This window comes from Methylobacterium sp. J-090 (assembly GCF_022829345.1).
Lineage (GTDB): Bacteria > Pseudomonadota > Alphaproteobacteria > Rhizobiales > Beijerinckiaceae > Methylobacterium.
The window spans coordinates 91,844-104,922 of record NZ_JAKSXV010000089.1 but is presented as its reverse complement, the minus strand read 5'-3'; the positions used below and the strand labels follow the sequence as shown (position 1 = coordinate 104,922).

The window sequence follows — 13,079 nt, the reverse complement described above, 5'->3', positions numbered from 1 at the left end:
GACTGTGGCTTTAAACAATGAAAATGGAGTTTATTCGCTGATTAAATATTCGTATTCATAGGATATATCAACAGATGTCTGCAGTCGCTCAGGCTGAGGCTTGCTCCTGACACTCGATTCCGAGGAAGATTCCGCGGGTATGGACGCGCATGACGGCAGGCCGCGAAGTGACGCGCAGGATCTGCGCCTCCCCACGCGATCGATGTCCAAGATCGCCCGTCAAGCCGAAATGATGGCGGCGCTCTCGATTGCTGCCCGGATTTTCCGGGGGTTGCGGCGGAAGCCCGCGACGATGGTGCTCGCCGGGCAAATGCTGCCGAATACTGCGGCGCGCGGGCGTCAAGCGCCATATCAGCCCAGATTCAGGGTGCGCGAGCCCCGGGGCTCATCGCCCCGCGCGCCGCGCGAGGCGCACGGACGCGGGGAACCCCGGCCGGTGCACCTGCGAAAGGGCACGGTCAGCGGCGACAGCGACCTGCCGGGCCGCGGTAGAGCCCGGGCGGGCAGCCACGGGGGGCGCCGGTGAGGGCGCCGCGGATCGCGCCACGCGGCCCGCGGTTCAGGCGACAGCCGCCGAACACGCCACGGTGGGCACCGAAGCCGCATCCTCCGCGAACCTGGACGACCGGTGCGTCCAATCCAATTCCGGCGGCGGTCATGGGAAGTGCCTGCGTCGCGCCCGCGACGAGCAGGGTCGCGGCCGCGCCGGCGATGAGACCTGTGAGCTTCATGGCGATTCCTTGTTTGCTGCGGACGCGGCGCCTCGGCCGGTCCTTCGGGGAAAGGTCTTCGGGCCGGGGCCCGACTATCGGGACCACCTGATATCGGGATTACTTGAATTCGGGATCATTTGGCCCGGCAGGGCCGCTCCGACGGCGTGACGCGTCCGTCATGGTCGGCATCGAGCCGCGCGAAACGCTTGGCGAATGCCGCGTCGACCTCCTGCGCGGTGAGGAAGCCGTCTCCGTCGGCGTCGAGAGCCCGGAAGCGCCCCGCCGGATCGTATGGCCCCCTTCCGGGGCGGGCGTCCCACCAGGCCGACCACTCGGATCGGCTGATACGCCCGTCGCGGTCGGCATCGATCCGCATCAGCCGCGTCCGGTTCCGTGTCTGGAAGGTCGCGAGGTCGACGCCGCCGGGTCCGTCGGCCGCCGTCGGGGGCCTGGTCGTGGGTGTCTGGGCGTCGGCGCCCGTCGCCGCGATGAACGCGGCGAGCGTCAGGCAAACGGCTCTCTTCGCCATGGGAGTTCCTTCGTCGCGGGAGGATCGGCGGGGCGCGCACCGGGCGGTACGTCCCCGACGCCTGTGAAACCGAGGTCACCAGCGGCGATGCCAACCACCATGCCATCCGCCGCGCCATCCGACGTGGCGGTAGCCGCCCCAGCGATGCCAGCGGGGTCCGCCCCAGCCGAAGCGGCGCGGGCCGTAGAAGGACGGCCGGTAAGCGTAGGGGGCGTAGAACGGTCTCCACCCGAGATTGGGTCGGCAGTAACCACGGAACCCGCGGTGGAACCCGAGGCCGCAGCCGTCGCGGGCCTCGGCCGTGCCGGCCGTCGCCAGCGGGGCCGCCAGCCCCGCCGCCAGCAGGGCCACCGGGAGAAGACGCTTCAGCAGCGTCGGCGCACGCAACACGTCCTTCGTCATCGTCTCGTTCTCCAAGCATCGGTTGCCAGGCCCCCACCGTGCCGGCGGCCTGTCACAGGCGTTTGCCGAGGAGAGCCGAAAGCGTCGCGATCGGTCGCAGATCCGAGCCGGCCGATACACTTCGCGACATCATTTTCGTGAGGCGAGCGGCCCGACGCGCTAAACCGGGTGATCAAGAGGGGAGGGGACCATGGAAGACGCACACGTCCTGGTGGTCGACGACCACCGCGATATCCGCGATCCGCTCGCGGCCTATCTCAAGCGGCACGATCTCCGGGTCAGTGTCGCCGCGGAGGCCGCGTCCGCTCGTCCGATCCTGGCCGCCGGCGCCATCGATCTGGTCGTCCTCGACGTGATGATGCCGGGCGAGGATGGGCTGTCGCTCTGCCGGCACATCCGCGAGGCCTACGACACCCCGGTCATCCTGCTGACCGCCCTGGCGGAGCGAACGGACCGGATCGTCGGCTTGGAGATCGGGGCGGACGACTACGTCACGAAGCCCTTCGAGCCGCGCGAGCTCCTGGCGCGCATCAAGAATCTTCTGCGCCGCACCCGGGCACTTCCGCGGACCCGCGACGAGGCCGACGGACGAAAGCTTTTCTTCGACCGTTGGGTACTCGACACCGGCCGTCGCGAACTCGTCGACGAGTGCGGTGCCGCCGTGGCGCTCAGCACCGCCGAATTCCGCCTTCTCGCCGCGCTGACGCGCCATCCGAGAGTGGTGCTGTCCCGCGACCAGCTGCTCGACCTGACGCGCGGCCGCGCCGCCGACGGGTTCGACCGCAGCATCGACAATCAGGTCAGCCGGTTGCGGCGGAAACTGGAGCGCGATCCCGCCAACCCCGGCCTTCTGAAGACGGTCTGGGGCGGAGGCTACGTGCTGGCCACCGAGGTGAGGACCCTGCCGTGAGGCTGGCGCCGCGGTCGCTCGGTGTCCGGCTGGCGCTCCTGCTCCTGCTGGCTGTCGTCGGGGCGCAGGCCGTGGCCTTCACGATGGTCGCGCTGGAATCCTCCCGGGTCGGTCGCGCGGTCGCCCGGACCCAGTTCCTCGACCGGGCCGCCACCCTGGTGCGCCTCCTCGATGCGGTGCCGGCCGATGCCGTTCCGGCCGTGCTCGAAGCCTACGGTTCCCCGCGCCGCAGTTTCACCCTCGACGCCACGAGCTTCGTATCCGAGAGCGCGATGGCCGACGACGCGGCTCGGCTCGCGCACCGCCTCGACCGGCGTCTGGCGGCGGGCGCGGGACAGGCCCGGATCGCCCTGGTGGATCGGGACACCGATCCCGATGCCCCGTCGGACCACGGCGCCGGCAAGCTCCAGGCGCTTCGCGTCTCCGTCCGGCTCGGCGATGGCCGTTGGCTCAACGGCGAGGCCCCGCTCGCGCTGCAGACGCCTCCCTGGATACGCATCGGGCTCATCCAGGCCGTGGCCAGCGTCGTCGCCGTTCTCGCCGTCGCCGGCATCGCCATGCGCGGAATCGTCGGACCCGTCTCGGCACTGGCCCGAGCGGCCGAGATGGCTGGCCGGGGCGCGGTGGTGGAACCGCTCCCGGAACGCGGCCCGCAGGAGCTGCGCACCATGACGGCGGCGTTCAACGGGATGCAGGCGCGCTCGCGGGCCTTCGTCGCCGACCGGACCCGGATGCTGGCCGCGATCAGCCACGACCTGCGCACGCCCATCGCCTCGCTCTGGCTGCGGGCCGAGATGGTGGAGGATGCCGACCTGCGCGGCGCCATGGTGCGCACGATTTCGGAGATGGGGCGCATGGTCGACGCCACCCTGGCATTCGCGCGTGAGGATGCGCTCGTGCAGGACAGCGGTCCCCTCGACCTCGCCGCGATGGTTCGAGCCCTCGTGGCCGACCACGCCGTCCTGGGGCGCGAGGTATCCGTGGCCGCTCCGATGCACCTTCCGTTCCACGGCCGGGCGATGACGTTGCGTCGTGCCCTCGACAATCTCGTCGACAACGCCGTCCGGTACGGCGACCGCGCGCGGATCACCCTGGAAAGCGGGCCGGACAGCGTCAGGATTCTCGTCGACGACGACGGTCCGGGCATGCCGCCGGATAGGGTCGAGGAGATGTTCGCGCCATTCACGCGCCTCGAGGTCTCGCGCAACGCGGAGACGGGCGGGACCGGACTCGGACTGGCCATCGTACGGTCGGCGGTCCGCGCCCATGGTGGCGATATCAGGATGTCCAATCGCCCGGGAGGCGGCCTTCGCGCCGAGATCACCCTATCGACGCGGGAGCCCGGCCCGTCCGATGAGCGCCCAGCGTCGCGAAGGGCGATGCCGGACGTCGTGGGGCGCGGCCACCTTTGACGCGTCTGGCGGTTCCCGAACGGCTTCCCGACCCTGCTGCGGCCATGGGCTTTCCCGGGAGCGTCCGGTCGCGACGGCGACCGCGCGCCCACCGGTCGTCGGAGCCGAATGACGGGCCCGGTCGGGCGCGTTGCGACGGCTCGGCCGACACCTTTATCTACGCGGGCAGATACCTACGCGGGCAGGATGACCACTTTCGTCTTGACCGGCGTTCGCGCGTAGAGGTGAATCATGTCCTGACTGAGCAGGCCGACGCAGCCGCTCGTGACGCCCGTGCCGATCGATTCGGGCTCGCTGCTCGCGTAGATCGTGTAGAGCGTATAGGCGCCGTTCTGGTAGAGATGGAGGGTGCGGGCGCCGAGGGGGTTGTCGAGGCCGCCCGGCATCCCGCGGGCGTATTTGGCGGCCTCGGGCTGACGCCGGATCATCTCCTTGGGCGGTGTCCAGGTCGCCCATTCGGACTTGCGGCCGACATAGGCGTCCCCGCTCCACAAAAACCCGTCGCGGCCGACATTGGCACCGTAGCGTGTGGCGGTTCCGTCGCCCTCGATGCGGTAGACATAGAAATTGCCGGGGTCGACGACAATCGTGCCGGGCGCTTCCTTGGTTTCGTAACGAACGGTCCGGCGATAATACTTCGGGTCGACCTTGCTGATATCGGCCGCCGGGATCGGGAATTTCTCGTCCGGCATCGGTCCGTAGACCTTCGCCGCCTCGGCGAGGATCGTGCCGTCGGATGTCGCGCAACCGGCCAACCCCAGCGCGCCGCACCCGACGAGGAACGACCGGCGGCTGAGAACCCCCGCTCGACGTCCGAGAAGGGCGATCCCGCCGCCCTCGGCATGTCCACCGTCCACGATCATGATCCTCGACTTCCCACGTCAGGCGGCCGGATGAGAGAACGCTGCGGCGTTCCCTGACGAGCGTCAGGCCAAGCTTAAGAGTGCCGCGACCGGGCTCGACTGGCAAGCTTGAGTTTCGCCGCAGAGGGCGTGCGGTGTGCGAAAGCCAGCAGCGTCCGCCCGCGCTGGCTTCGAGCAGGACATTCACGTCGTCCTTTCGGCGAAACCTTACGGTTCGGCGGCCTTCCATGGCCGCGCGCTGGGGCGGACCGGCGCGAGGAGCCTCGCGCGGGCACGCGATCTTTCATCGCGACTCCGAATTGGCTTCGAGATCCTTGCCCCGCGTCTCCGGCATCAGGAAGGCCGCGATGGTCCCGACGATGCTGAAGGCGACGAGGTAGTAGGCCGGCGCTATCTTGTCGCCGGAGAGCGCGATGAGCTTGTTCACCACGTAGTTCGTGCTGCCACCGAAGATCGAGACCGAGAAGGCGTAGACGATGGACAGGCCCGCGCTGCGCACGGCCCGCGGCAGGGATTCCGGGATCGCCACGATGATCGCCGCCGCGTTGATCGAGGACAAAGCCGACAGGAGGAATGTCACGGCGTAGACCGACGGACCGGTCGGGTCGCGGACGAGCCAGGCGAAGGCGGGGACCGTCAGGAGGACGATCACCGCGCGCGGCCAGATCATCACCGCGCGGCGGCCCACGCGGTCGGCGATCCAGCCGCCGAGGAGCGGAAACACGATGGAGGCGAGGCCCAGCGCGATCGGCACGGCCGTCGAGACCGTCTCGGTCAGCCCGAGGGTCGCCTGGGCATAGACCGGCATGTTGGTGCCCACCGCGTTGGAGACAGTGGAGGCCGCGATGACGAGGAAGGTCAGCACGAGGAGCCGGCCGTGTTCGCGCACGAGGCGCCGGACGACGGCGAAGGTCGAGTCCGCGGCGGCCGGATCGGCTCCCTCGCCGGCCGTCTCGGGCAGGTGGCTGCGGATGATCAGCCCCACGGGCACGACGCCGATGCCGAGGGCGAACATCACGCGCCAGCCCCACGTCCCCATCGCCTCGTCGCCGACGGCGAAGGTCAGGGCGGAGGCGACGAGGCCGGCGATCAGGGCGGCGCAGCCCTGGCTGGCGATCTGCCAGCTCGCGACGAAGCCCCGGTGCCGGGGCGGCGCCGCTTCGAGGAGGTAGGCGGTCGAGGGACCGACCTCGCCCCCGAGGGCGAGGCCCTGGATGAGCCGGCCGACGATGACGATCGCCTGCGACCAGCCCCCCAGGGTCGCGTAACCGGGGGTGGCCGCCAGCATCAGCATGCCGATCGCCATCAGCGCGATGGTGATCAGCATCGCGGGCTTGCGTCCGGCCCGGTCGGCGAACGCCCCGATGAGGATGCCGCCGATGGGACGCATGACGTAGCCGATGCCGAACAGCGCCAGGGAGGCGAGCAGGCTGTCGGTGGCGTTCTGTGAGGGAAAGAAGGCTTCGCCGATCGGCTTGGCGAAGAAGGCGTAGATGGTGAAGTCGTAGAATTCGAGGGCGTTGCCGAGCACGACGGCCGCCACCGCCTTTCGTTCGAGGCGCGGCGGCGTCCCGTCGGTCGTCACATCCGTGGTCATGGGCGGCCCTCGCGCGTCAGCGTGGCCTATGCCGGCACCGGCGTGAGAGTTCCACGGGGACGATGCCGGGGGGCGGTCGGAGCCCTGTCTCTTCTCGCGGATGAGCCGCCCCAGCCCGATCGGGATCGACGTCGATCCTGGAGGATGAGCGCTTCCCGGACCCGTCGGTCCATGACGGCGAACTGCACGCCTGCAAGGAAGCCATCGTCGCGCATCGGCCACGGTGGTGGATCGAATGAAGTCATCCGCTGTCCGGCATCACGCGGCTGTTGACAGCGCGGGCGTCGCTCCAGCAAGTGAACTGTAGTCAAGGTTCTCGCCGTCACAAGACGGTGAGCGAAGAGGGAATTCGGTGCGGCGCGCGAGCGCCTATGCCGAAGCTGTCCCCGCAACTGTAAGCGGCGAGCCGCCCGTCGATCAGCGTCACTGGTGAGACCTCACCGGGAAGACCAGACGGATGGCACCGACCCGCGAGCCAGGAGACCTGCCTCGACTGAGTTTCCCGCGCGAAACTCCCGCTGCGCCGTCGTGTTCAGAGAGCGAACCGACTGCGACCGGGCGTTTGGTGAGGAACTCCGGAACGTATCTCGTGGGCGGGGTGTCCTGACGGGTTGCATGCCATGCGCGGCATCCCGTCCGCGTGCGCGCCTGCGCCCCCTCATCGGCATCCCCGCAAGGTTCGGGGAAGGACCGATGATGACACCAACCTCTGCTGCCGGGGCGAACTGGCCCGATGATTCCCTACGCTTCGACGACCGGCCGCCGCCGGGACGGGCGGGCCCCCGGCCATCGCCCGAGCCCGACGGCGTCGATCCCCTCGAACGCTACGCCGCGGGCATCGACACCTCCGACTACGTCGCGCGCGTCGCCCCCCTGATCCGGGCCGCCGTGCCGAGCATCGGCGACCTCCTCGACATCGGGGCCGGCGGCGGCCAGCTCGGTGCGAACCTGCGGGTGCCGGGCCAGGCCTGGAGCGTCGTCGAGCCCGCGCCCGTGATGCAGCGCCGGCTGCAGGCCCTCGATCCCGCGCCCCGCCTCGTCCGCAGCGGCTGGAAGGAGGCGGGCCTGCCCGCCGCCTGCGCCGACACCGTGCTCGCCGCCAACATGCCGGCCCCGCTCACCGATCCCTCGGCCTTCCTGGCGCGCTGCCGCGAATGGGCGCGCCGCACCGTGGTCTGGCTCGTTCCCGCCCAGCACGGCCCGCGCGGCATCTGCCTCGCCGGTTGCCTGCCCCAGGCTTGGCACGGCGAGGACGAGACGCCCGGCGTCGACATCGTCCTGCGCGGCCTGTCGCCGAGCGAACAGCCGGCCATCGTCGCCGAGGTTGCCTGGACCTTCACGGCCGTCGTCGCCGACGTGGCGCGGACGGCGCGTTCGCTGGCCGATCGCCTCGGCTGGCCGCCGGACGATCCGCGTCGGCCGGACCTGCTGGACCACCTCGCCGCCCAGGCCGTGCCCGTCCCGTCCGGCCATCGCCTCGCCGTCGCCCGGACCTCCGCCGTTCTCGTGTGGAGGACCCCTTCGTGATGCCGCGCTCCCTCGCCCGCTTCACCGTTGCCCGCCTCACCCTGGCCTGCCTCGGCGGGACAGCCCTGTCCCCCGTCGCCCAGGCGCAGGACCAAACGTCCGTGACCCTGGACCAGCTCGTGGTCACCGCCACCGGCCGGCCCGAGCCGCGCTCCGAGATCGCCGGCACCGTCCAGGTCATCGACCGCGCGATGATCGAGACCTCGACGGCGAAATCCATCACCGATCTCCTGGCCGAGAACGCGGTGGGCTTCTTCTCGGAATGGACGCCGGGCCAGACCTCCATCAACATCCGCGGCGGCGCCACCGACGGCCAGGGCAAGGACTTCAAGAGTCAGGTCCTCGTCCTCATGAACGGCCGGCGCGCCGGCACCGCCAACCTGTCGAAGCTGTCCATCGCCGACGTGGAGCGCATCGAGATCGTGCGCGGCCCGTCCTCGGTGATCTACGGCAGCCAGAACATCGGCGGCGTCATCAACATCATCCTGAAGACCGGCCGCACGGCGCCCGGCACCCTGGTGGAGGGCATCGGCGGCGTCTGGGGACTGGCCCAGGGACGCGCCCAGACCGGCGGCACGGCCGGCCCCATCGACTACTATCTCGGCGTGTCGGGCGCGCAGCGCGACGATTACTTCGCCGGGACGGGGGGCGGCCGCATGGCCAACACCCAGTGGCAGCGCATGGGCATCACCGGGGGGCTCGGCCTCCAGATCGACCCGAACCAGCGCCTGGACGTCAGCCTGCGCACGGACGGCATCTACGGCGTCGGCTTTCGCGGCTCCGGCGGCAACCTCTACAGCCGGGACGACCGCATCAACGGCTCGTTCGACGCGAGCTATTCCGGGCGCACGGAGGACGACCGCTTCAGCCTGTTCGCTCAGGCCTACAGCGTCACCGACGAGGACCGCTTCAAGTGGGCCTCGCCGGTGCAGCGCGGCGGCAACAACCTGCCGGCTCTGGGCACGGCGGCCGATTTCAACACCCGCTTCCTCGACATCCAGGGCACCCGGTTCCAGCCGCGCGCCCGCCTTCTGCCGGGCAACGACCTGCTGCTCGGCTGGGACTGGGAGACCAGCCGCCTGCGCTCCGACCGGTTCCGCGTCGGCGTGCCGGGCAATCCCCTGGCCCAGGTCTCGCCGCAGGACAACAACCAGACCGACCAGTTCCACGCCCTCTACCTCGAGGACACCCAGCGCCTGTTCGGCGACCGGGTGACCCTGCGGGCCGGCATCCGCCAGACCTACGGCACCACGAGCTTCGACCCGACGCCGTATCTCGCCGCGCAGGTGACGGGCTCGCGCCCCTACGAGGCCACCACCTACTCGGTCGGCGCCACCTATCGGGCCACCGACTGGGCCGCGTTCCGCATCGGCGCCTCGTCGGGCTTCCGCGCGCCGACGGCCACCGAGATCGCCGCCGACTTCAACACGCTCGGCGGCGGGCGCATCTTCGGCAACCCGAACATCCGGCCCGAGACCAGTGAGCAGATCGAGATCGGCACGACGCTCACCAACGGCGTCGCCCGCCTCGATCTCGCCCTGTTCCAGAACACGATCACCGACCGCATCATCACCCGGGCGCGCTCGGCCAACGCCAACACCTCGGACTACGTCAACAACCCTGGCGACGTGGTCATCCGGGGCCTGGAGGCGCAGTTCGAGACCGACATGCTGAAAGTCGTCGGCTGGGAGTCGGAGGTCTGGCGCTGGCGGACTTACGCCAACGGCAACTACAACTTCGACATGAAGGACGAGGGTTCGCTCAGCGTCGCCTCGGCCAATACCCACCGGGTCGAGCGCGTCTACCAGTACCAATTGGCGCTCGGCACCCGCATCGGCCAGGCCGGTGTGCCCTATCCGTGGACGGTCCAGGTCCAGGGCGTGCTGAACGGACCGGTCTGGTACAACACGGAAGAGAACCTGCGCGTCCCCTTCGCCGAGCCCTACCGCGAGTTCATCTGGCGGAAGGACCCGTTCGTCCTCGTGAACCTGCGCGGCGAGGTCGATCTCCTGCCCGGCGTGAAGCTGTTCGCGCAGGTCCGGAACGTGTTCGATACGAACTACCACCCGCTGTTCATCGCCATCGCCGGTCAGACGCCGACGCTCGCCGACCTGCGGTTCTACAACGGCAGCGCCGGGACCTCGTCGCCGGGCCGCGACATCCAGGTCGGCGTCCAGGCGCGGTTCTGATGCGCGGGGCCGCGACCGGTTGTCTGTTGGTTCTGGTCGCGGCCGGCCCGATCCGGGCGGAGCCCGTGCGCGTGGTCGATGCCCTCGGGCGCGGCGTGGTCCTGGCCGCGCCGCCCCGGCGCATCGTGACGATCTTCTCGTCCAACACCGAGCTCGTCGCGGCCCTCGGCCTCACCGACCGCATCGTCGGCATCGACGCCTTCACCCGCTACCCGCCCGACGCCGCGGCGAAACCCGTGGTCGGCGGCCGCCTCGGCTTCTCCGTCGAGGCCATCGCCGCGCAGAACCCCGATCTCGTCGTGCTGACGCCGGCCCGGCAGGCGGTGCACCAGATCCTCGACGCCCTGGAGCGGATCGGCGTGCCGGCCGTCGTGCTGACCAGCCGCACCGTGACGGAAGTGGTGGAGAACCTCCGCCTGCTGGCGCGCGCCACCGGCGTGCCGGAGCGCGGAGAGGCCCTGGCGTCCGGTCTCGAGGCCCGCCTCGGGGCCGTGCGGGAACGGGTCGCGACCCGTCCCTGCCGGCGGGTCGTGATGGTGACGGGGCGCCTCGGCAACGGGCTGCTGCTGAGCGCACGCCGCGACACCTATACGGGCGACGCCATCCTGCGCGCCGGCGGCTGCTTCGCGCTTTCCGGCAACGGGGCCGTCCCCCAGGTCTCGCCCGAAGCGGTGTTCGCCGCCGATCCCGACGTGCTGCTGCTCGCCGGCTCGGCCGACGAGATGGCGGAACTGGCGCGGCGGCCGGGATTCTCCGGGATGCGCGCCGTCGCCGCGGGACACGCCCACGCCGTGCCCCGCACCGAGTTCCTGATCCCCGGTCCCCGCACCGTCGCGGGGATCGAGCGCCTCGCCGGCCTACTCCATCCGGCCGGCGCCCCGTGAGGGTCGTCGCCGGACGCCCGGCCCTCCTCGCCCTCGCGCTCCTCGCCTGCCTCGTCTTCGCGGCCTGCGCCGGCCACCGCTGGGCCGGCCCCCTCGATCTGGTGCGCGCGCTGGCGGGCGATCCGGACCTCGGCGCCCGCCTCCTGGTCGCGTGGCGCCTGCCCCGAATCCTGGCCGCCGGGCTCGTCGGCGCGCTCCTCGGCCTCGGCGGGGCGATCTTCCAGGGCGTGTTCCGCAATCCCCTGGCGGAGCCCTACCTGCTGGGTTCCGCCGGAGGGGCGGCCATCGGCGCCACCATCGCGCTCCTCGTGCCCCTCGGCATCCCCTCCAGCCTTGCGCTCGGCGGCCTGTCCTTCGCCGGGGCCTGGGCCGCGACGTTGCTGGTCCTCGGTGTGGCGCACGGGGCCCGCGACACCGCCGGCCTGCTTCTGGCCGGTGTCGCCGTCGCGGCGATGCTCGGGGCCGTGCGCTCGTTCCTGATGCTGGCCCTGTCGGACGAGAGCGTGAGCCTGCAGGTGGTTCTGAGCTGGACGCTCGGCGGCATCCAGACCCCGACCTGGGACGGCCTCGGCCTTCTGGCGATCCTCGTGGGAATGGCCCTGGCCGCCAGCCTGCCGCTCGCCCGCGGCCTCGACCTCCTCGGCCTCGGGGCCGATCAGGCGGCGGCCTTCGGCCTGGAGACCGGCCGCTTCCTGCGCCGTGCCGTCCTCGTCGGGGCCTTCGTGGTCGCCGTGGCCGTGGCCTATGGCGGGCTCGTCGGCTTCGTCGGGCTCATCGCCCCCCACATCGCCCGCTGGTGGGTCGGTCCCCGGCACCGTGCGCTCCTGCCGGTCTCGGGCGCCATTGGCGCCGGCCTCGTCCTCGTCTGCGACGGCCTCGCCCGCTCCGTCCTGCCCCCGGCCGAGATCCCCCTCGGACTCATCACGGCGGCGGCGGGCGGGCCGTTCTTCCTCGTCCTCCTGCGCCGGCGGATGCGGGGATGAGCGTTCTCGCCGCCGACAACCTCGTGGTCGGGCGCGACGATGCGCGGACCTGCATCCTCGACGGTGTGTCGTTCCGGGCCGAGCCCGGCCGCCTCGTCGGGCTGATCGGCCCCAACGGCGCCGGCAAGTCGACCCTGCTCCGCTGCCTCGCCGGTCTCGCCGCACCCGAGGCTGGTACGGTGACCCTCGACGGGCGGCCCCTCGCGGCCCTGCCGGCCGCCGAGCGCGGGCGCCGGATCGGCTACCTGCCTCAGAGCTTCCACCCGGCCTGGGACTACACCGTGCGGGCGGTAGTGGAGCTCGGCGCGAGCCGGGCGCCGGGGGCGGCCCTGCGCGTCCCCGCCGCCCTGGAGGCGAACGGCCTCGCCGACCTCGCCGAACGACCGTGGTCGCGCCTCTCGGGCGGCGAGCGCGCCCGTGCGCTTCTGGCCGCCGTCCTAGTGGCCGAGCCGCCGGTGCTCCTCGCCGACGAGCCCGGCGCCAGCCTCGACGTCGGCCACCGCGTCGACCTGCTGCGACGGCTGACGCTCTATGCCCGGACCCGCACGGTGATCGTCGTCCTGCACGACCTCGAACGGGCCGTCCGCGATTGTGACCGCCTCGTGCTCCTCGACCGCGGCCGCATCGTTCTCGACGGTACCGCAAACGCGGTCGCGCTCTCGCCTGTCCTCGACGCGACCTTCGGCATCGCCTTCCATCGCGTGTCGACACGCGCGTCGGATGTCTCGACCCTGTCCTTGAGAAGCGGGTCGAGCTGAAGCGGGCCATCACCGGGGCGGTCGCGTCGGGCTAATTCGTCTACCGCACGGGCGACCGCGATGGCGCGGCTTTTGTTCCTGTCCGGCTCGCCCACCCGGCACCGCGATGCGTCTCACGTCGGTCGGCGGTCGCTGTGAAGCATCCGCCGATGCCAGCGGGGCATGCGCCTCTTGGGTGACTCGACTCTTTAAGAAGAGATATTCCGCTAAAATGTCCTCGATGCGTCATGCGCGTCTTTACAATTCTTCGCAGATCGTCCGAAGAAAACGGTTTGACCTATCTTTTATTTACCCGCTCGTCGCAGACTGGCT

12 protein-coding genes and 1 riboswitch are annotated in these 13,079 nt (G+C 70.8%); of the genes, 7 read left to right on the top strand and 5 right to left on the bottom strand.

The window, feature by feature from the left end:
* Positions 1–458: 458 nt before the first annotated feature.
* From MKK49_RS15565 to MKK49_RS15555, 3 genes are all read right to left on the bottom strand, one after another.
* Positions 459–731 (bottom strand): GCG_CRPN prefix-to-repeats domain-containing protein, encoded by a 273-nt coding sequence (locus tag MKK49_RS15565; RefSeq protein ID WP_244029969.1) that lies wholly within the window; start codon positions 729–731, stop codon positions 459–461.
* 115 nt (positions 732–846) lie between these two features.
* On the bottom strand, positions 847–1,242 hold the full coding sequence (locus MKK49_RS15560; RefSeq protein WP_244029967.1) for an EF-hand domain-containing protein: 396 nt from the start codon (positions 1,240–1,242) through the stop codon (positions 847–849).
* Positions 1,243–1,317: 75 nt separating this feature from the next.
* Positions 1,318–1,644, bottom strand: coding sequence for a GCG_CRPN prefix-to-repeats domain-containing protein (locus tag MKK49_RS15555; RefSeq protein WP_244029965.1), 327 nt, complete (start codon positions 1,642–1,644; stop codon positions 1,318–1,320).
* Between the two features lie 190 nt (positions 1,645–1,834).
* On the opposite strand from MKK49_RS15555, the gene MKK49_RS15550 reads away from it, so the two are divergent.
* Together MKK49_RS15550 and MKK49_RS15545 are read left to right on the top strand one after the other, a co-directional pair.
* The gene (locus MKK49_RS15550) at positions 1,835–2,554 is read left to right on the top strand and encodes a response regulator (RefSeq protein WP_244029963.1); all 720 of its coding nucleotides are present in this window, start codon (positions 1,835–1,837) and stop codon (positions 2,552–2,554) included.
* Positions 2,551–3,966: an ATP-binding protein gene (locus MKK49_RS15545; protein WP_244029961.1), complete on the top strand. Its 1,416-nt coding sequence runs from the start codon at positions 2,551–2,553 to the stop codon at positions 3,964–3,966. The genes MKK49_RS15550 and MKK49_RS15545 overlap by 4 nt, the downstream gene beginning before the upstream one ends.
* A 173-nt stretch (positions 3,967–4,139) precedes the next feature.
* Here the strand turns inward: MKK49_RS15545 and MKK49_RS15540 are convergent, their stop codons facing one another.
* Positions 4,140–4,829, bottom strand: a complete 690-nt coding sequence (locus MKK49_RS15540; protein WP_244029958.1) for a L,D-transpeptidase — start codon at positions 4,827–4,829, stop codon at positions 4,140–4,142.
* A gap of 283 nt (positions 4,830–5,112) precedes the next feature.
* Positions 5,113–6,426, bottom strand: a complete 1,314-nt coding sequence (locus MKK49_RS15535) for an MFS transporter (RefSeq protein WP_244029956.1) — start codon at positions 6,424–6,426, stop codon at positions 5,113–5,115.
* 293 nt (positions 6,427–6,719) lie between these two features.
* Positions 6,720–6,933: riboswitch (cobalamin riboswitch) on the top strand.
* 186 nt (positions 6,934–7,119) lie between these two features.
* On the opposite strand from MKK49_RS15535, the gene MKK49_RS15530 reads away from it, so the two are divergent.
* The 5 genes from MKK49_RS15530 to MKK49_RS15510 are packed head-to-tail and all read left to right on the top strand — an operon-like array spanning position 7,120 to position 12,767.
* A complete protein-coding gene (locus MKK49_RS15530; protein WP_244029954.1) occupies positions 7,120–7,953 on the top strand; it encodes a class I SAM-dependent methyltransferase in 834 nt (277 codons plus the stop codon).
* On the top strand, positions 7,953–10,142 hold the full coding sequence (locus tag MKK49_RS15525; protein WP_244029951.1) for a TonB-dependent receptor: 2,190 nt from the start codon (positions 7,953–7,955) through the stop codon (positions 10,140–10,142). The genes MKK49_RS15530 and MKK49_RS15525 overlap by 1 nt, the downstream gene beginning before the upstream one ends.
* Before the next feature lie 26 nt (positions 10,143–10,168).
* Positions 10,169–11,026 carry an ABC transporter substrate-binding protein gene (locus tag MKK49_RS15520; RefSeq protein WP_244029949.1) on the top strand — a complete coding sequence of 286 codons (858 nt, stop codon included), beginning with the start codon at positions 10,169–10,171 and terminating at the stop codon, positions 11,024–11,026.
* Entirely contained in the window at positions 11,023–12,009 is a 987-nt protein-coding gene (locus tag MKK49_RS15515; protein ID WP_244029947.1) for a FecCD family ABC transporter permease, read from the top strand. Before MKK49_RS15520 ends, MKK49_RS15515 begins: the two co-directional genes overlap by 4 nt.
* Positions 12,006–12,767 (top strand): ABC transporter ATP-binding protein, encoded by a 762-nt coding sequence (locus MKK49_RS15510; protein ID WP_244029944.1) that lies wholly within the window; start codon positions 12,006–12,008, stop codon positions 12,765–12,767. The genes MKK49_RS15515 and MKK49_RS15510 overlap by 4 nt, the downstream gene beginning before the upstream one ends.
* Positions 12,768–13,079: the final 312 nt, after the last annotated feature.

Bases quoted from the DNA above. Each gene is read 5' to 3' on its own strand.
- MKK49_RS15565 (WP_244029969.1), bottom strand. From the start codon at position 731: ATGAAGCTCACAGGTCTCATCGCCGGCGCGGCCGCGACCCTGCTCGTC.
- MKK49_RS15560 (WP_244029967.1), bottom strand. From the start codon at position 1,242: ATGGCGAAGAGAGCCGTTTGCCTGACGCTCGCCGCGTTCATCGCGGCG.
- MKK49_RS15555 (WP_244029965.1), bottom strand. From the start codon at position 1,644: ATGACGAAGGACGTGTTGCGTGCGCCGACGCTGCTGAAGCGTCTTCTC.
- MKK49_RS15550 (WP_244029963.1), top strand. From the start codon at position 1,835: ATGGAAGACGCACACGTCCTGGTGGTCGACGACCACCGCGATATCCGC.
- MKK49_RS15540 (WP_244029958.1), bottom strand. From the start codon at position 4,829: ATGATCGTGGACGGTGGACATGCCGAGGGCGGCGGGATCGCCCTTCTC.
- MKK49_RS15535 (WP_244029956.1), bottom strand. From the start codon at position 6,426: ATGACCACGGATGTGACGACCGACGGGACGCCGCCGCGCCTCGAACGA.
- MKK49_RS15530 (WP_244029954.1), top strand. From the start codon at position 7,120: ATGATGACACCAACCTCTGCTGCCGGGGCGAACTGGCCCGATGATTCC.
- MKK49_RS15525 (WP_244029951.1), top strand. From the start codon at position 7,953: ATGCCGCGCTCCCTCGCCCGCTTCACCGTTGCCCGCCTCACCCTGGCC.
- MKK49_RS15510 (WP_244029944.1), top strand. From the start codon at position 12,006: ATGAGCGTTCTCGCCGCCGACAACCTCGTGGTCGGGCGCGACGATGCG.